Here is a 16,772-nt window from a genome sequence, read left to right on the forward strand (position 1 = left end):
CTATATGAATGAGAAGGCGACGCACCCGGCCGCTGTCCTCTGGGACATGGACGGCACGCTCATCGACTCGGAGCCGTACTGGATCGCCGCCGAGACCGAGCTGTGCCGCAGCTTCGGCGTCGGCTGGACCCATGAGGACGGGCTCCAGCTGGTGGGGAACCCGCTCCTGGTCTCCGCGCAGGTCCTCATCGAGCGCGGGGTCGACCTCGAGCCCGAGGAGGTCATCACCTACCTGCTCGGACGCGTCACCGCGCAGGTGCGCGAGCGCACACCGTGGATGGACGATGCGCGGGGCCTCCTTGACGCGGTCGTGTCGGCCGGCATCCCGTGCGCGCTGGTCACCATGTCCTACTCGATGCTCGCGGACGCCTTCGTGTCGCGCGCGGCGGACGCGTTCGCCGTGGTGGTGACGGGCGACCAGGTGACCCATGGCAAGCCCCACCCCGAGCCGTACCTCACCGCGGCCGAACGCCTGGGTGTGGACATCACGCGGTGCATCGCGATCGAGGACTCGCCCGCGGGCATCGGCTCCGCCCATGCCTCCGGTGCCGCAACCATCGGCGTGCGTCGGCTCATCCCGGTGGAGAAGCGTCCCGGGCTGTCCCGCGTGGCATCGCTCGCGGGTCTCGATGTCGACATGCTGGGACGGCTGGTGGACGGCCACGTGGTCGACGACTTCGGTGAGACCGCCTGAGCGGTGAGCTCCCCGGGGTGCTCCCGAGCGCCCTCCGTCCGCGATGCCTGGCGGGCGCCCGTGGCTACGCGGTGACGGGCCTGACCCCGAGCGCCCTCTCGACCGCGTCCGGATCGAGCGGGCGCTCGGCGCCGCCGAACTCCGGGCACCGGTCCTGGAAGCTGCACCATCCGCACAGCTTCGACCTGCGGGTGCGGAAACGGCCGGCCGCCGCCGCCGCGGTGATCTCGCCCCAGATCTCGCGGATCTCGAACTCGATCTGAGCGATGTCGTCGCCCGTGGGGCGGATCTCGAGCCGGCCGCCGTCCTTGAGGAACAGGAGCTGGAGCAGCGCGGGCCGGCGCTGGCGCAGGCGCTCGATCACGAGCGCGTAGAAGCGCATCTGGAAGCGTTCCTTCTTGGCGCCGTACCGCGGGTCCGGGGTCTTCCCGGTCTTGTAGTCGACGATGCGGATGGCGCCGTCGGGCGCGATGTCGACGCGGTCGACGATCCCGCGGAGCAGCGGCCCGTCCTCGAGCTGGAGCTCGATGAACTCCTCGCGTGCCGCGGGCTCGAGCCGCTGGGGGTTCTCCAGCTCGAAGTAGGTCGCGAGACGTTGCCGCCCGTCCGTGAGCCATGCCTCCTCTGCGGCGGGGTCGGCATGGAGCTCCGCGAGCGCGGGGTCCTTCGCGACCATCGCGCGCCATTGCGGCTCGAGACGCGCGTGCGCGGCCTCCACGGTGCGCTCGGGCGCGGGGAGGTCGTACAGCTTCTCGAGCACCGCGTGGACGAGCGTCCCCAGCGTCGCGGCGGCGGACGGCGGCTCGGGAAGCCGGTCCACGACGCGGTAGCGGAACATGAGCGGGCACTGCTGGAAGTCGCCGGCGCGCGAGGGGGACAGGGCGGGAGGTCGAGCCATGCCGACAACCCTAGATCCAGGCTCCGACAGCGCGGCGTCCGTCCCCAGGCGACCATGCGCGCGTGTCACCGTGGTGTCGGTGCGCGCCGCTACCGTGGGGGCATGGACAGGCCCTCCCCCCGGACCCGGGCGACCCGCGGCATCAGGCTCGGAAGCGTGCTGGGCGCGCGCATCGTCCTCACCCCCTCGACGCTGGTGATGGCGCTCATCCTGGCCGCCTTCTACGGCACCGGGGAGGACGGCCTGACGCGCCACGGCTTCGCGCTGGGGCTCGCGGTCGCGATCCTGCTGTTCGTGTCGGTGTTCGTCCACGAGCTCGCGCACACCGCGGCGGCCCGCGCCTTCGGGCGCGAGGTCGAGGAGATCGTCCTCACGTTCTTCGGCGGTCACACCCAGTTCAGGAGCGCGGACCCGAAGCCCCTCGAGACCGGGGTGATCGCGGCCGCCGGCCCGTTCGCGAACGCCGCGCTCGGAGGCCTCGCGATCGTCGCCGCGAACGCGTTCGAGGGCACCGCCGGGGAGGTCCTCTGGTACGCGGGCCTGCTCAACTTCATCCTGGCCGCCTTCAACGCGCTCCCGGGATCCCCGCTCGACGGCGGCCGCGTGGTCAACGCGATCGTCTGGGGATCCTCCGGCGACCGGTGGAAGGGCCACCGCTGGGCGGCGCAGGGCGGTCGCATCGTCGCGGTCGCCGTGGTGGTGCTCGCCGTGGGCTGGCCGCTGGTCCAGGGCCGGGGCGTCGACCTCATCTCCGCCGTGTGGGCGATGTTCCTGTTCTCCGTCATCTGGCCGGCATCGTCGGCCGAGCTGCGCGCGGCGACCGTCCTGGGCCGCCGCGAGCAGGTCACGGCGCTGTCGGTCTCGGCGCCGGCCGTCGCCATCCCGTACGACTCGACCGTGACGGAGGCGCGCGAGCTCGCCACCGCGGCCGGGGCACGCGAGGTCGTGGTGCTCGCCGCGGACGGGCAGCCCGCGGGGCACTTCCCGGTGAGCCTCACCGAGGCGGTGCCGGAGGAGGCACGCGCCTCCACCACGCTGATCGCCGTCACCATGCCGCTGGCGCGCGGCGCCGCGATCCCGGCGGACGCCACGGGCCAGGCGCTGGTCGAGGCGGTCGTGCCGTGGTTCGGGCGCACCGATGTGCTCGTGGTGACGGACAAGGACGGCCTGCCGGTCGGCATCGCCAAGCTCGAGGACGTCAAGGACGCGCTCAGCTGAGGGCGCCGCCGCGCGCGGGACAGGGGCCAGCGGGGCCGCGTTCGGCCTCGTGCGCGCGCCCTAGACTGGCCGCATGACCCAGACTTCCGAGCCCGTCGGCGCGTCCGAGCGCCGCGGCCCGCTCCGTGCAGGCGACCGCGTCCAGCTGACCGACCCGAAGGGCCGTCACCACACGATCGTCCTCGGTCACGGCAAGCAGTTCCACACCCACCGGGGCCTCTTCCACCACGACGACGTCATCGGGCAGCCCGAGGGCTGCGTCGTCCGCAACACCGCCGGCATCGAGTACCTGGTGCTGCGCCCGCTGCTGAGCGACTTCGTGCTGTCGATGCCGCGCGGGGCCGCGGTCGTGTACCCCAAGGACGCGGGCCAGATCATCCAGATGGCGGACATCTTCCCCGGGGCGCGCGTGGTCGAGGCCGGCGTCGGCTCCGGTGCGCTCACCATGTCGCTGCTGCGCGCCGTCGGCGACTCCGGGCAGCTCGTCAGCATCGAGCGTCGTGAGGACTTCGCCGACATCGCCCGCGCCAACGTCGAGTCGCACTTCGGCGGCCCGCACCCCGCGTGGCGGCTCGAGATCGGCGACTTCGCGGACCGTGTGGGCGACGCGTTCGAGCCCGGCACCGTCGACCGCATCGTGCTCGACATGCTCGCGCCGTGGGAGAACATCGACGCGGCGGCCGATGCGCTCGCGCCCGGCGGCGTGTTCCTCGCGTACGTCGCGACCACCACGCAGCTCTCGCGCCTCGCGGAGGACCTGCGCGAGCACGGCGGCTACACGGAGCCCCGTGCATGGGAGACCATGGTCCGCACGTGGCACCTCGAGGGCCTCGCGGTGCGTCCCGACCACCGCATGGTCGGGCACACCGGCTTCCTGCTCACCGCGCGCCGCATGGCGCCCGGCGTGGACGCCCCGCTGCGTCACCGACGCCCCGCGAAGGGCTCCTACCCCCACGAGGAGCAGTGGACGCCCGAGGACCTGGGCGAGCGCGGCGTCTCGGACAAGAAGGTCCGCAAGGTGCGCCGCGACGCGACCGCGGTGGCGGACATCGTCCTCAACCGCGCCGACGAGGAGGACTGATGGTGGCCGAGGCGCAGGACGTCATCGCGCGGCTCGAGCGGCAGAACGCCGATCTCCAGCGCCTGCTCACGCTCGCGCGCGACCAGCTGGGGGAGATGCGCACCCAGCTGGCGGAGGCCTCGCAGCCCCCGCAGACCTTCGCGACGTTCGTCGAGTGGTCGGGCCGGAACGCCGACGTGGTCGCGAGCGGCCGGCGGATGCGCGTGGCCGTGCTGCCCACGCTCGAGGTGGACCTCGCGCCTGGCGACGAGGTGCTGCTCAACGCCATGAGCGTCGTCGTCGACGTCGCGAGGCCCGAGCGCACCGGTCAGGCCGCGATCGTCCGCGAGGTCGTCGACCAGGACCGCATCCTGGTGGTGTCGCGCGGCGAGGACGAGCGCGTGGTCACCCTGATCGGCGGTGATGCCGCGCGCCGCGTGCACGAGGGCGACACCGTCATCATCGACCCGCGCACGGGCTTCGCGTCCGAGAAGGTCGAGCGCACGGGCGTCGAGGCCCTCCTGCTCGAAGAGGTCCCGGACATCGACTACGCGTCGATCGGCGGTCTGGCGCCTCAGATCGAGCGCATCCGCGACGCGATCGAGCTTCCGCTCACGCACCCCGAGCTGTACCGCGAGCACGCGTTGCGTCCGCCGCGCGGCCTGCTGCTCTACGGCCCGCCCGGCTGCGGCAAGACGCTCATCGCGAAGGCGGTCGCGCACTCGCTCGCGGAGGCGGTGGGCGCGGACCGCTCCTACTTCCTCTCCGTCAAGGGCCCCGAGCTGCTGAACAAGTACGTGGGAGAGACCGAGCGCTACATCCGCACCATCTTCGAGCGCGCCCGCGCCAAGGCGCACGGCGGCGCACCCGTGGTGGTGTTCTTCGACGAGATGGACGCGCTGTTCCGTGCCCGCGGCTCCGGAGTGAGCTCCGACATGGAGACCACGATCGTCCCGCAGCTGCTCACCGAGCTCGACGGCGTCGAGGCGCTGGGCAACGTCATCGTCATCGGCGCCTCCAACCGCGAGGACATGATCGACCCCGCGATCCTGCGTCCGGGGCGTCTCGACGTGAAGATCGAGATCTCGCGGCCCAGCCAGGCGGCGACCGCGGACATCTTCGGCAAGTACCTGCGTACCGACCTGCCGCTCGCGCAGGTCGAGCTCGATGCGCACGGCGGCGACCGCGACGCCACGGCCCGCGCGCTCATCGACACGGGGGTCGCGAGGATCTTCGCGCACGCCGACGCCGACCGTCACGTCTCGGGCGCCGTGGTGCGCAACATCGTCGACCGCGCCAAGACCGCGGCCATCAAGGGCGTGGTCGCCGGGTACCCCAAGGGCCTCACTCGCGCGCACCTCGAGCACGCGGCGGACCAGGAGCTCGCCGAGGCCCGGGCCGTGGCCGCGGGCACACTCGCGGGGGCCTGATGCGCGTCGTCGGGATCGAGACCGAGTACGGCATCGTCGACCCCGACGAGCCGCGCGCCAACCCCATCCTCATGTCCTCGCGCCTGGTGCAGGCGTGCCGTGCCGGGGCGGGCGACCGGACGGCACGCTGGGACTACGGCGGCGAGGACCCGCTCCAGGACCAGCGAGGCTTCCGCCGCTCGCGCGCGCAGGCGACACCGGACCTGCTGACGGACGCACCCGAGTTCGACGAGTCCGCGGGCGAGGTCACGCTCCGGCGCCGGCGCGGCTCGTGGGAGGACCCGGCGCACCTCAACGCGGTGCTCGCCAACGGTGCCCGCTTCTACGTGGATCATGCGCATCCCGAGTACTCGGGCCCGGAGGTCACCAGCGCGCACGATGCGGTGGTGTGGGACCGCGCGGGCGACGCGATCGCATTCGCGGCGGCGCAGCGCTACGCCGCGGACGAGGGCACGCGCGTCGACCTCTACAAGAACAACGTCGACGGCAAGGGTGCGAGCTACGGCACGCACGAGAACTTCCTGGTGCGCCGGTCGACCAGCTTCGACGACCTCGCGCGTCGTCTCACGCCCCACCTGGTGACCCGTCAGGTGTTCGCAGGCGCGGGGCGCGTGGGACTGGGCCAGTTCGGCGAGGCGGCGGGCTTCCAGCTGTCGCAGCGCGCCGACTACATGGAGGCCGAGGTGGGTCTCGAGACCACCCTGCGCCGTCCCATCGTCAACACGCGCGACGAGCCGCACGCGACGCGCGACCGCTACCGGCGCCTGCACGTCATCATCGGCGACGCGAACCTCTTCGACGTCGCGACGTTCCTGAAGATCGGCACCACGTCGCTGGTCCTCGCGGCCATCGAGGCCGATGACGAGCGGCTCGACACCCTCGAGCTCGCCCATCCCGTCGATGCGGTGCAGACCGTGAGCCGCGACCTCTCGCTGCGCGAGCGCCTGGTGCTCGCCGACGGGGATCAGGCGAGCGCGCTCGAGGTGCAGCGCGCGCTGCTCGAGATCTGCCGCAGCTACGCGACCGATGCAGGCGACGCCGCCGTGATCGCGCGCTGGGAGGGCGTTCTCGAGCGGCTCGCGACGGATCTGTTCAGCGCGGCGCGCGAGGTCGAGTGGGTGGCCAAGCTCCAGCTCCTGGGGCGCATGCGCGCGCGTCACGCCTCGCCCGAGTCGCCGGACGGCCTGCCATGGCACGATGCCCGGCTCGCCGCGATGGACCTCCAGTGGTCACGCCTGGGAGACGGCCTCGCGACCCGTCTCGCGGCGGCGGGCCAGGTCGAGCGCATCGCCACCGACGAGGAGGTCGCGGCGGCCGTCGCGACCGCGCCGCAGGACACGCGCGCCCGGCTGCGCGGCGGCATCGTCGCCGCACGCCCGGACGTGGTCGATGCGGCCGGGTGGAGCACGGTGGTGCTCGACCGGGAGACGGACCACGGGCATCTCGAGGTGGTGCATCTGGACGAGCCGCTCGCGGCGAGCCACCCCCTCCTCGACGCCCTGATGGCCGGATAGACTCGCGATCATGGCCCAGCTCAACGCGCAAGGACAGCCCTACGAGGACGAGACCCCGGAGCCGGACGCCCCCGCACCCGCCCCGGCGGCGCAGGCGAGCGGCGATGCGCTCGACGACCTCCTCGCGGAGATCGACGGCTCGCTCCAGGTCAACGCCGAGCAGTTCGTCCGTTCCTTCGTGCAGAAGGGCGGTCAGTAGGCCGCCGGCCTCGCGCCCATGATCCCGACCGACATCCCGCCGCCGCTCGAGGTCGATCCCGCCCGTCGCATCTTCGGGCTCGAGACCGAGTTCGGCCTGCACCTCGACTCCGCCGCCTCGCGCGCCGTCACGCCCGAGGAGGTCGCCGGCCACCTGTTCCACTCCGTGGTCCAGTGGGGGCGCTCCTCCAACGTGTTCCTCACCAACGCGTCCCGGCTGTACATCGACGTAGGCGCGCACCCCGAGTACGCGACCGCGGAGTGCGACACGCTCACCGACCTCATCGCGATGGACAAGGCCGGCGAGCGCATCGTGCAGGACCTGGTGGCCGGGGGAGAGGAGCGCCTGCGCGCCGCCGGCGTCGAGGGCGAGATCCACCTCTACAAGAACAACACCGACTCTGCGGGCAACTCGTACGGCTGCCACGAGAACTACCTGGTGCGTCGCCGCGCCGACTTCAAGGCCTTCGCCTCCGCGCTGCTGCCGTTCCTGGTGACGCGGCAGATCGTCACCGGGGCCGGCACCATCACGCGCACCCCGCAGGGGGCCCACTACAGCTTCTCGCCGCGCGCCGACCACATGTGGGAGGGGCTCAGCTCCGCCACGACGCGGTCGCGCCCCATGATCAACACGCGCGATGAGCCGCACGCCAACGCCGAGCTCTACCGACGCATGCACGTGATCGTCGGCGACTCGACCATGGCCGAGCCGACCACCCTGGTGAAGGTGGGCGCGACCGACCTGATCCTCCGCATCATGGAGGCCCGGGCGATCCTTCCCGAGCTCACGCTGGCGCGCGAGATGCAGGCCATCCGCGACGTGGCGCATGACCTCACCGGGACGGCGACCGTCGAGCTCGTGGATGGACGCCGCCTCACCGCGGTCGAAGTCCAGCAGACCTACATCGAGCTGGTGCGCTCGCACCTGGGCGGCGTGATCGAGCGCACCGAGGAGGTCGACCGCATCCTGGACCTCTGGCAGCGCGGCGTCGACGCCGTGCGCACGCAGGACTTCAGCGGTGTGGAGACCGAGCTCGACTGGGCGATCAAGCACCGGCTGCTCATGCGCTACCAGGAGCGCCTGGGCTGCACGCTCGACGACCCTCGTCTCGCGCGCCTCGAGCTCGCGTTCCACGACGTCTCTCCCGAGCGGGGCCTGTTCGCGAAGCTGCAGGCGCAGGGCCTGGTCAGGCGCATCGTCCCCGAGGAGGCGATCGTGCGCGCGATGACCCAGGCGCCGTCGACCACGCGTGCGCACCTGCGCGGCGAGTTCGTCTCGAAGGCGCTTGAGTCGGGCAGGGACTTCACCGTCGACTGGGTGCATCTCAAGATCGCGGGGGCGTCCGGCACGACCGTCCTGCTCAAGGACCCGTTCCGCTCCGAGGACGCGCGCGTCGACGCGCTCCTGGACGCGCTCGCGACCCCCTGACCAGTCGTAGACTCGACGGGTCCCGAAAGGAATCCCCTGTGATGCGTCGCCTTGCCGTGCTTGCGCTCGCCCTTGTGCCCCTGGCCCTGGGCGGCTGCAGCGCGTCTCCGCTGTCCGCTGAGCCCAGCTCCTCGACCGGCGGCGACATCGCCGACATCGTCATCGGGGGATCCGACACGCTCGCCCCGTCGCTCGAGTTCATCCCGGGCCTGGACTACACGACCGAGCAGTCCGAGCTCGTGTGGGACGGCGACGGCGAGCACCTCGAGGACGGCCAGCCGCTGCTGCTCGACATCTACGGCGCCTCGCTCGATGACGGCACGACGCTCATCAACACGTACGACGGGCTGCCGCGGTCGTTCCTGCTCGCCCCCGAGGTGGTGGGCGAGGAGCTGTACCAGCGGCTGCTGCACGTGCGTGTGGGGGCGCGGCTGCTCGTGGTCGCGCCGCCGTCAAGCGACGCGGGGACGGAGGAGCCGCCGATCGCGATGGTGGTCGACGTCCTTCCCGACCATGCGATGGGCGACGAGGTCGCGGCCAACCCGGACCTGCCTGCCGTCACGCTCGACGAGGTCACCGGCGAGCCGTCGGTGGAGCTCCCCAAGGGAGACCCGCCGGCGGACCTGCAGGTGGCGACGCTCATCAAGGGCGCCGGTGCGCAGGTCAAGGACGGCTCGTACCTCACGGTCAACTACACCGCCTGGTACTGGTCGAAGGGCAAGGACGAGGACGGCAGCTGGAAGAGGGGCGACGTCCTCGACTCGTCCTGGCCGGTCGAGGCCGCGCCGTTCGAGCTTCAGATCGGCTCGGGCCAGGTCATCCGGGGGCTCGACGAGGGCCTGCTTGATCAGACGGCCGGCTCCCAGGTCCTGCTCGTGGTGCCCGCGAGCTACGGCTACGCCACCAAGGGCACGCTGGTCTTCGTCGTCGACATCCTCGATGTCTGGAACCCGGAAGGGAGCGCCTGATGGGCGTGGCAGTCCGACTCATCCCGTGCCTCGACGTGAACGCCGGCCGCGTGGTCAAGGGAGTCAACTTCGAGAACCTGCGCGACGCCGGCGACCCCGTGGAGCTCGCGGCCGCGTACGGCGCGGCGGGCGCCGACGAGGTCACGTTCCTCGACGTCACCGCATCGTCCGACGGCCGCGACACCACCTACGACGTGGTGGGACGCACCGCGGACACCGTCTTCGTCCCGCTCACGGTGGGCGGCGGCGTGCGCGCGCCCGAGGATGTCGACAGGCTGCTGCGTGCCGGCGCGGACAAGGTCGGCGTCAACACGGCGGCGATCGAGCGTCCGGAGCTCATCTCCGAGATCGCGCAGCGGTTCGGCAACCAGGTGCTCGTGCTGTCCGTGGACGCGCGGCGATGCGGTCCCGACACGGTCACCGAGTCAGGCTTCGAGGTCACCACCCACGGCGGACGCAAGGGCACCGGCATCGACGCGGTCGAGTGGGCCCGGCGCGGCGCCGAGCTGGGAGCAGGGGAGATCCTGCTCAACTCGATGGACGCGGACGGCACCACCGACGGCTTCGACCTCGAGATGATCCGCGCGGTGCGCGCGGTGGTGAGCGTGCCGCTCATCGCCTCGGGCGGCGCGGGCACGGTCGAGCACTTCGTGCAGGCAGCGCAGGCCGGCGCCGACGCGGTGCTCGCCGCCTCGGTGTTCCACTTCGGGACCCTCACCATCCAGGAGGTCAAGGACGCGATGCGAGAGGCAGGGATCGAGGTCCGATGACATCGCGCGATCAGGCGCGCCGGTACGAGACGTCCGGCCGCTTCACCCGCAAGGCTGCCCAGCTGCTGCGACACGCCGTGCGCGAGCAGCCCTGGCAGTTCGCCATCGCCGTCGCGGCCGCGGCGGCCTTCAGCCTGCTCACGGTCCTGTTCGGGACGCTGCTGGGCGACATCACCGACGAGGTGGTGATCCCCGGCGTCGCGGGCGAGCCCATCGAGGGCTACTGGGGCACGGTGACGCAGGATCCGTCGCGGGCCATCTGGGTCGCCGGTGCGGCCTTCCTGCTCATCGGTATCGCGAACGCGGTGCTGGTCGGCATCCGCCGCACCGTGCAGGGCTTCGGGGTCGCCGGCGTCGGTGCGAAGCACCGCCGTGTGGTGGCCGATGCCCTGGCCTCGCTCCCGCTCGGTTGGCACCGTTCCAACCCGTCGGGTCGCATGCTGTCCGCGATGTCCTCCGACTCGGAGACGGCGACGTCGCCGCTGCACCCGTTCGCGTTCACCGTCGGCTCGTTCGTCATGATGATCGCCGCGGGCATCAGCATGTGGCGCATGGACCCGTGGCTGGCCGTGACCGGCCTCGCGGTGGTGCCCATCATCTTCGCGGTCAACGTGGTCTACGAGAAGGTGATCACGCCGCGCTGGGACCTGGGTCAGAGCCTCCGTGCGGACGTCTCGACCATCGCGCACGAGTCCTTCGAGGGCGGCACGGTGGTGAAGGCGCTCGGCGCCGAGGAGCGTGAGACGCAGCGCTTCGCCAAGGTCGCCAACGAGCTCCGCGATGCCGACACCCGCGTGGGCCACACCTCGGCGTGGTTCGAACCGCTCATGGACGTGGTGGTGCCGCTGGGGGCCGTCGCGCTCATGGTCGTCGGCTCGTTCCGTGCCTCCGTGGGAGCGGTCTCGGTCGGTGACGTGGTCTCCGCGATCTACCTGGTCACGCTCATGGCGGTGCCGATCCGCGGCCTCGGCTGGGTGCTCGGCCAGATGCCGCAGGCGCTCGTCGCGTTCGGGCGCATCGGCGGCATCGCGAAGGCGGCCACGGAGGTCGACGAGCCGGGTCACCTCGAGCTCGCGCGCGAGGGTGCGGGCGCGGTGCGCTTCGACGGCGCTTCCATCGCCGCGGACGACGGCGACGGCGAGCTGTCCGTCATCCTGCGCGACATCACGCTCGAGCTCACGCCGGGCACCGTGACGGCGCTCGTGGGCTCGACGGGGTCGGGCAAGTCGACGGTCGCGCTTGCGGCGGCGCGTCTCGCGCGCCCCTCCGAGGGCACGGTCACGCTCGACTCGACCGACCTCGAGGCGATCGCACGGCTCGGATCGCACGTGGCGCTCGTCCCGCAGACCGCATTCGTCTTCGCGGGCACCGTGCGCGACAACGTCACGCTGGGAGAGGACCACACGGACGATGCCGTGTGGGAGGCCCTGCGCCGCGCGAACGTGATCGACGTGGTGGAGAAGCTCTCGCGCGACGGCCGCGAGGGGCTCGACGCGGTGCTCGCCGAGCGCGGCATGAACCTGTCCGGCGGCCAGCGTCAGCGCCTCGCGCTCGCACGCGCACTGGTCCGGGAGCCGCGCGTGCTGGTGCTCGACGACGCGACCAGCGCCGTGGATCCCCGCGTGGAGCGCGAGATCCTCACCGGCCTCGCCGGCGAGGACGGCCCGACGGTGCTGGTGATCGCCTACCGGCTCGCGTCGATCATGCTGGCCGACCGCATCGTCCACGTGGAGCGTGGCCGGGTGGTGGACGCGGGCGCGCACGCCGATCTCATCGGCCGCGACGCGGGCTACCGCGAGCTGGTGCTCGCATACGAGGAGGACTCGCGCCGTCAGGCCGAGGAGCAGGCGGGATACGTGGGATGAGCGAGCAGATGACGACGCGACAGCTGTTCAGGCGCGGCCTGCAGCTGAGCCCCGAGTTCCGCCAGGGCCTCGGCGTGACGCTCACGCTTGCGGCCTTCGCCGCCACCGGACGAGCGGTGTCCCCGTTCCTCACCCAGCGCGTGACGGACCTCGGTCTGCTCGCGCCCGGCGGGGTCGACACGGGTGTGGTGGTGCGCTACGCCGCCGCGGGCGTCGTGATCCTGGTGATCTCCGCCCTGCTCGCGTGGCGCGTGCGCATGCGCATGGTCACCGCCGCGGAGGCGGGGCTCGCGACGCTGCGCATCCGCGCGTTCGGCAAGGTGCACGAGCTGTCGGTGCTCACCCAGAACGAGGAGCAGCGCGGCCGGTACGTGTCGCGTGTGACGGGCGACGTCGAGACGATGCGCGACCTCATGCAGTGGACGGGTGCGGCGATGATCATCGCCGCCATGGAGTCCGCCGTGGTGTTCCTGGTGATGCTCGCGTACTCGTGGCAGCTGTCGCTGCTGGTGCTGCTCGCGTTCATCCCGATGGTGATGTCGCTGCTGTGGATCCAGCCGCGCGTGCGCGCCGCCTTCGACGCGACGCGGACGCGCATGGCGGATCTGCTCGGCAAGACCTCCGAGCAGCTGGTGGGCATCTCGACCATCCGCGCCTACGGCGTCCAGCAGCGCATGCGCGACCAGCTGGGCGAGGAGATCGACGCGATCCTCAAGGCCGAGAAGCGGGCCTCGGTGCTCGCGTCGCTCAACTTCTCCTCGACCGTCCTGGGCCAGTCGCTCGCGACGGGCATCGCGCTCATCGGCGGCACGCACCTCGCGCTGCGCGGCGACATCTCCGTGGGCACCGTGGTCGCGTTCGCGTTCCTGGTGTACATGTTCTCCGGTCCGCTCATGTGGATCATCGAGATGCTCGCGGAGATGCAGCGCGCGCTCGTGGGCTGGCGTCGCGTGGTCGAGCTGGTCGACGAGGAGGTCACCATCGCGGACCCGGCCGAGGACGGGACCCCCATCCCGCACGGCCGCGGCGACCTGTCGATGCAGGGCATCCGGCTGACCTACCCCGGCGGACCCGAGGTGCTCAAGGGCGTCGACCTCGAGCTGCACGCCGGCAAGCGGCTCGCGCTCGTGGGCCAGACGGGATCGGGGAAGACGTCGCTCGCGCGGCTCATGTCCCGCTTCTTCGACCCGACGGAAGGCGTGGTGAAGGTCGGCGGCGTCGACCTGCGCGAGGTGCCCATGAGCTCGCTGCGCCGCTCCGTCGCCGTGGTGCCGCAGGAGGGCTTCCTGTTCGACGGCTCGGTGCTGTCGAACCTCGCGTACGCGCTGCCCGGCGCCACGCAGGAGGACGTGTCGCGCCGTGCGCATGCCGCATTCGAGTCCCTGGGCCTCGAGGGCTGGGTCAAGACGTTGCCGCACGGGCTCGACACCCATGTGGGGCCGCGCGGCGAGCTGCTCTCCGCAGGCGAGCGCCAGCTCGTGTCGATCGCGCGGGCGTACCTGCGCGACCCCGACCTGCTGATCCTCGACGAGGCGACCTCGGCGGTCGACCCCGCGACGGAGGTGCGGATCTCGCGTGCGCTCGAGTCGCTCATGCAGGGCCGTACGGCCGTGGTGATCGCCCACCGCCTGTCGACTGCGGAGCGCGCGGACGTGGTCGGCGTCATGGAGCAGGGCGAGCTGGTGGAGCTCGGTCATCACGACGAGCTGGTGTCCGCCGGCGGCATCTACGCGGGCCTCCATGCGGCCTGGGTCGCCCAGACGCGGGACTGAGGTCCCCTCGCAGGACGGGTCTGTCCGCTTCGCCCGGGGTGACGTTCGTCACCTCGGGTGCGGACGCGCCAAGAAGATGCGTGTCAACAGGTGAGACGAGTGGTTTGATATCGCCCAGGGACGCATTGAGGGGCGGCCCACAGCTGGAGGAGCGGAAAGTGTCGGAGTCTTTGGCGGCCAGTGTGCGCGGGCTGCGTTTCGAGGCGTTCGACGACCACATGGAGCGCCTGCCCGGCCTCGGCATCCGCGAGGTCATCGAGCTGTCCAAGGCCCGCAGGATGGGCCTCACCGAGGTGTTCGACCTCCTGTCCGACACCGACTTCCTGGTGGGCGACTGGCATGCCTCGTGGAAGCTCGCGCATGACACGGTGCAGGAGGTCTGCTTCCGGCATGGCCTCGAGGGCCTGCCCGATGTGTGCGCCGCGGCGGCCGATGTCGCCGCGTGCCAGGGTCTCGCGCGCCTGTTCGGCTCGGACGTGCCCATCGGCACCCACCTCAAGCTCTCCGAGCCGTGGCGGTTCGTGATGGAGCGCCACTGCATGGTCTCGGAGCCCGTCGAGGGCTGAGCCACGGGGCGTCCTCCTCGGACAGCCCGGACGGATCTCGAGCCGACACGCCGCGCCGAACCCCGGCATCGTCCGTTCTCCCCGGCGTGTCGCCGCGAACTCCGTTGGCGCTGTCAGCGGGGAGCGCGTGGAAGGATAAGCCGCATGCCTCTCGACGCGGACATCGCAGCGCGCCTCAAGCGCGACCCGAACGGCCTCGTGTGCGCCGTGGTTCAGCAGCATGACACCCGTGAGGTCCTCATGGTGGCGTGGATGAACGACGACGCGCTCCACGAGACCCTCACCACCGGGCGCGCGGTCTACTGGAGCCGGTCCAGGAGCGAGCTGTGGCGCAAGGGCGACACCTCCGGCAACGTCCAGCGCGTGGTGCGCGCGAGCCTCGACTGCGACGGCGACGCGCTGCTGCTCGAGGTCGACCAGCAGGGACCCGCGTGCCACACCGGCACGCGCACGTGCTTCGAGGCCGGGGGAGACCTGGGCGCGGTCGACGGCCTGGGGGAGCAGGCATGACCGAGGCGCCGCGCATCGAGTGGGGTCAGACCTGGCCGTCGCTCGAGGGCTTCGTCGAGATCGGCGCCTCGCACCGGGTGGTGCCGGTGGTCCGCCGCCTGCTCGCCGACTCGCTCACGCCCGTGGCGGTGTACCAGGCGCTCGCGCAGGAGCGTCCCGGCACGTTCATCCTCGAGTCCGCCGAGCCCGACGGCTCGCGCGCACGCTGGTCCTTCGTGGGCGTCCACAGCCGTGCCATGCTCACGGTCGACGGGGACGATGCGCGGTGGAGCGGGGACGTGCCCGTGGGCCTGACCGACGGCGCGCCGCTCGACGTGATCCGTCACGTGCTCGCGGAGATGCGCTCGGAGTCCATCGCCGGCCTGCCTCCGCTCACGGGCGGCATGGTGGGCGTGCTCGGCTGGGACATCATCCGGCAGTGGGAGCCGACGCTGCCCATGAAGGCGCCGCGCGAGCTCGACGTGCCCGACGTGCTCCTGCTCCTCGCGACCGACATCGCCGCGATCGACCACCGCGACGGCTCCGTATGGCTGATCGCCAACGCCGTCAACGCGGATGCGCAGGAGACGGGCATCGAGAACGCCTACGCGGACGCCGTGTCCCGCCTGGACCGCATGCAGCGCTCCCTCGCGAACGCGCCCACGGGCCCCGTGTCCGTGCTGACCGGCGGCGAGGAGCCCGTCATCGCCCAGCGCAGCGCGCCGGGGGAGTACGAGAAGGCCGTGGAGTTCGCCAAGGAGGCGATCCGCGACGGCGAGGTGTTCCAGATGGTGCCCTCGCAGCGCTTCGACGTGCCGTGCGACGCGAGCCCGCTCGAGGTCTACCGCGTGCTGCGCACGCTCAACCCGAGCCCGTACATGTACTACTTCCAGCTCGAGGACGACCAGGGCCGCGAGTTCGCGGTCGTGGGCGCGAGCCCCGAGTCGCTGTGCACGGTGAAGGACGGCCGCGCGTCGACCTTCCCCATCGCGGGATCGCGGCCGCGCGGTGCCGACCCCGCCGAGGACAAGCGCCTCCAGGAGGAGCTGCTCGCGGATCCCAAGGAGATCGCCGAGCACGTCATGCTCGTCGACCTCGCGCGCAACGACCTGGTCAAGGTCTGCGAGCCCACCTCGGTGGAGGTGCTCGAGTTCATGGTGGTCAACCGGTACTCGCACATCATGCACATCTGCTCGACGGTGGTGGGCGCGGTGGAGCCGCAGCACACCGCGCTCGACGTCTTCACGGCCGTGTTCCCGGCCGGCACGCTCTCCGGCGCGCCCAAGCCGCGTGCGATCGCGCTGATCGACGAGATCGAGCCGACGCGGCGCGCCTTCTACGGCGGCGCCGTGGGCTACTTCGACTTCGCGGGCAACATGGACACCGCGATCGCGATCCGTACCGCGCTCATCGAGGACGGGACCGCGCACGTCCAGGCGGGCGCCGGCATCGTCGCCGACTCGGTCCCTGAGACCGAGGCGGCGGAGACCCGTCACAAGGCGGCCGCGCTCATCCGCGCGATCGCCACCGCATCGCGCCTGGAGCCTGCCCCGGCTTCGCTAGACTGACGCGCACTTCACCTTAAGTCCCCAAGGAGAACCCCATGTCGAGCGTGCACCTCGAGCCGCAGGACCTTCCCGACATCGCCCCGCACAACCACGGCAAGACCACCGCCGCGTGGGTGACCAACTGGGGCCTCGTGCTCGCGGCGGTGCTCGCCTCCGTGGGGATCGCGATCCCCGTGCACGCCCTCACCTTCGCCGGCATCGGCGTCGCCGTGGTGGCGCTCGCCGCCGGCGCGGCGCTGCGCGCGCTCGGCCACGGCCAGCCGCTTTCATGAGGCTGCCCGCCGTGCGCCTGGGCCGTCAGAGCCGACCCACGCCCGGCGGTAGAGTGGGCGA

General features: G+C 71.8%; 16 protein-coding genes. 15 read left to right on the plus strand and 1 reads right to left on the minus strand.

All coding sequences use genetic code 11. The features are described from left to right. Positions 1-4: 4 nt before the first annotated feature. On the plus strand, positions 5-694 hold the full coding sequence (locus AOM00_RS12760) for an HAD family hydrolase (protein ID WP_062518153.1): 690 nt from the start codon (positions 5-7) through the stop codon (positions 692-694). Positions 695-758: 64 nt separating this feature from the next. On the opposite strand, the gene AOM00_RS12765 is transcribed toward AOM00_RS12760, so the two are convergent. Beyond that, positions 759-1,592 carry a RecB family exonuclease gene (locus AOM00_RS12765; protein ID WP_228373504.1) on the minus strand — a complete coding sequence of 278 codons (834 nt, stop codon included), beginning with the start codon at positions 1,590-1,592 and terminating at the stop codon, positions 759-761. Between the two features lie 102 nt (positions 1,593-1,694). On the opposite strand from AOM00_RS12765, the gene AOM00_RS12770 reads away from it, so the two are divergent. From AOM00_RS12770 to AOM00_RS12835, 14 genes are all read left to right on the plus strand, one after another. Further along, the gene (locus AOM00_RS12770) at positions 1,695-2,810 is read left to right on the plus strand and encodes a M50 family metallopeptidase (protein WP_169746857.1); all 1,116 of its coding nucleotides are present in this window, start codon (positions 1,695-1,697) and stop codon (positions 2,808-2,810) included. A gap of 73 nt (positions 2,811-2,883) precedes the next feature. After that, the gene (locus tag AOM00_RS12775; protein ID WP_062518155.1) at positions 2,884-3,891 is read left to right on the plus strand and encodes a tRNA (adenine-N1)-methyltransferase; all 1,008 of its coding nucleotides are present in this window, start codon (positions 2,884-2,886) and stop codon (positions 3,889-3,891) included. Beyond that, on the plus strand, positions 3,891-5,300 hold the full coding sequence (arc, locus tag AOM00_RS12780) for a proteasome ATPase (RefSeq protein ID WP_062518156.1): 1,410 nt from the start codon (positions 3,891-3,893) through the stop codon (positions 5,298-5,300). Before AOM00_RS12775 ends, arc begins: the two co-directional genes overlap by 1 nt. Beyond that, positions 5,300-6,814: a depupylase/deamidase Dop gene (gene dop, locus AOM00_RS12785; protein ID WP_062518157.1), complete on the plus strand. Its 1,515-nt coding sequence runs from the start codon at positions 5,300-5,302 to the stop codon at positions 6,812-6,814. Before arc ends, dop begins: the two co-directional genes overlap by 1 nt. A gap of 10 nt (positions 6,815-6,824) precedes the next feature. Beyond that, entirely contained in the window at positions 6,825-7,013 is a 189-nt protein-coding gene (locus tag AOM00_RS12790) for a ubiquitin-like protein Pup (RefSeq protein WP_062518158.1), read from the plus strand. Positions 7,014-7,031: 18 nt separating this feature from the next. Continuing rightward, the gene (pafA, locus tag AOM00_RS12795) at positions 7,032-8,441 is read left to right on the plus strand and encodes a Pup--protein ligase (RefSeq protein ID WP_062518159.1); all 1,410 of its coding nucleotides are present in this window, start codon (positions 7,032-7,034) and stop codon (positions 8,439-8,441) included. A gap of 41 nt (positions 8,442-8,482) precedes the next feature. Then, positions 8,483-9,409 carry an FKBP-type peptidyl-prolyl cis-trans isomerase gene (locus AOM00_RS12800; protein WP_156159171.1) on the plus strand — a complete coding sequence of 309 codons (927 nt, stop codon included), beginning with the start codon at positions 8,483-8,485 and terminating at the stop codon, positions 9,407-9,409. Beyond that, entirely contained in the window at positions 9,409-10,179 is a 771-nt protein-coding gene (gene hisF / locus AOM00_RS12805) for an imidazole glycerol phosphate synthase subunit HisF (RefSeq protein WP_062518161.1), read from the plus strand. The genes AOM00_RS12800 and hisF overlap by 1 nt, the downstream gene beginning before the upstream one ends. Continuing rightward, on the plus strand, positions 10,176-12,044 hold the full coding sequence (locus AOM00_RS12810) for an ABC transporter ATP-binding protein (RefSeq protein WP_062518162.1): 1,869 nt from the start codon (positions 10,176-10,178) through the stop codon (positions 12,042-12,044). The genes hisF and AOM00_RS12810 overlap by 4 nt, the downstream gene beginning before the upstream one ends. Continuing rightward, the gene (locus AOM00_RS12815; RefSeq protein WP_062518163.1) at positions 12,041-13,816 is read left to right on the plus strand and encodes an ABC transporter ATP-binding protein; all 1,776 of its coding nucleotides are present in this window, start codon (positions 12,041-12,043) and stop codon (positions 13,814-13,816) included. Before AOM00_RS12810 ends, AOM00_RS12815 begins: the two co-directional genes overlap by 4 nt. 158 nt (positions 13,817-13,974) lie before the next feature. Further along, complete coding sequence (locus tag AOM00_RS12820; protein WP_156159172.1) at positions 13,975-14,382, plus strand: hypothetical protein; 408 nt, start codon at positions 13,975-13,977, stop codon at positions 14,380-14,382. Positions 14,383-14,526: 144 nt separating this feature from the next. Continuing rightward, positions 14,527-14,892, plus strand: a complete 366-nt coding sequence (gene hisI, locus AOM00_RS12825) for a phosphoribosyl-AMP cyclohydrolase (protein WP_062518165.1) — start codon at positions 14,527-14,529, stop codon at positions 14,890-14,892. Further along, the gene (locus AOM00_RS12830) at positions 14,889-16,439 is read left to right on the plus strand and encodes an anthranilate synthase component I (protein ID WP_062518166.1); all 1,551 of its coding nucleotides are present in this window, start codon (positions 14,889-14,891) and stop codon (positions 16,437-16,439) included. The genes hisI and AOM00_RS12830 overlap by 4 nt, the downstream gene beginning before the upstream one ends. A 35-nt stretch (positions 16,440-16,474) precedes the next feature. After that, positions 16,475-16,711, plus strand: a complete 237-nt coding sequence (locus AOM00_RS12835) for an HGxxPAAW family protein (protein ID WP_062518167.1) — start codon at positions 16,475-16,477, stop codon at positions 16,709-16,711. Positions 16,712-16,772 lie beyond the last annotated feature (61 nt).

It is taken from the genome of Demequina gelatinilytica (assembly GCF_000971115.1).
GTDB lineage: Bacteria > Actinomycetota > Actinomycetes > Actinomycetales > Demequinaceae > Demequina > Demequina gelatinilytica.

Excerpts from the sequence above, each read along its gene's own strand:
- AOM00_RS12770 (WP_169746857.1), top strand. The coding sequence starts at position 1,695 with ATGGACAGGCCCTCCCCCCGGACCCGGGCGACCCGCGGCATCAGGCTC.
- pafA (WP_062518159.1), top strand. The coding sequence starts at position 7,032 with ATGATCCCGACCGACATCCCGCCGCCGCTCGAGGTCGATCCCGCCCGT.
- AOM00_RS12830 (WP_062518166.1), top strand. The coding sequence starts at position 14,889 with ATGACCGAGGCGCCGCGCATCGAGTGGGGTCAGACCTGGCCGTCGCTC.
- AOM00_RS12835 (WP_062518167.1), top strand. The coding sequence starts at position 16,475 with ATGTCGAGCGTGCACCTCGAGCCGCAGGACCTTCCCGACATCGCCCCG.
- arc (WP_062518156.1), top strand. The coding sequence starts at position 3,891 with ATGGTGGCCGAGGCGCAGGACGTCATCGCGCGGCTCGAGCGGCAGAAC.
- AOM00_RS12760 (WP_062518153.1), top strand. The coding sequence starts at position 5 with ATGAATGAGAAGGCGACGCACCCGGCCGCTGTCCTCTGGGACATGGAC.
- hisI (WP_062518165.1), top strand. The coding sequence starts at position 14,527 with ATGCCTCTCGACGCGGACATCGCAGCGCGCCTCAAGCGCGACCCGAAC.
- dop (WP_062518157.1), top strand. The coding sequence starts at position 5,300 with ATGCGCGTCGTCGGGATCGAGACCGAGTACGGCATCGTCGACCCCGAC.
- AOM00_RS12790 (WP_062518158.1), top strand. The coding sequence starts at position 6,825 with ATGGCCCAGCTCAACGCGCAAGGACAGCCCTACGAGGACGAGACCCCG.
- AOM00_RS12815 (WP_062518163.1), top strand. The coding sequence starts at position 12,041 with ATGAGCGAGCAGATGACGACGCGACAGCTGTTCAGGCGCGGCCTGCAG.
- hisF (WP_062518161.1), top strand. The coding sequence starts at position 9,409 with ATGGGCGTGGCAGTCCGACTCATCCCGTGCCTCGACGTGAACGCCGGC.
- AOM00_RS12810 (WP_062518162.1), top strand. The coding sequence starts at position 10,176 with ATGACATCGCGCGATCAGGCGCGCCGGTACGAGACGTCCGGCCGCTTC.
- AOM00_RS12800 (WP_156159171.1), top strand. The coding sequence starts at position 8,483 with ATGCGTCGCCTTGCCGTGCTTGCGCTCGCCCTTGTGCCCCTGGCCCTG.
- AOM00_RS12775 (WP_062518155.1), top strand. The coding sequence starts at position 2,884 with ATGACCCAGACTTCCGAGCCCGTCGGCGCGTCCGAGCGCCGCGGCCCG.
- AOM00_RS12765 (WP_228373504.1), bottom strand. The coding sequence starts at position 1,592 with ATGGCTCGACCTCCCGCCCTGTCCCCCTCGCGCGCCGGCGACTTCCAG.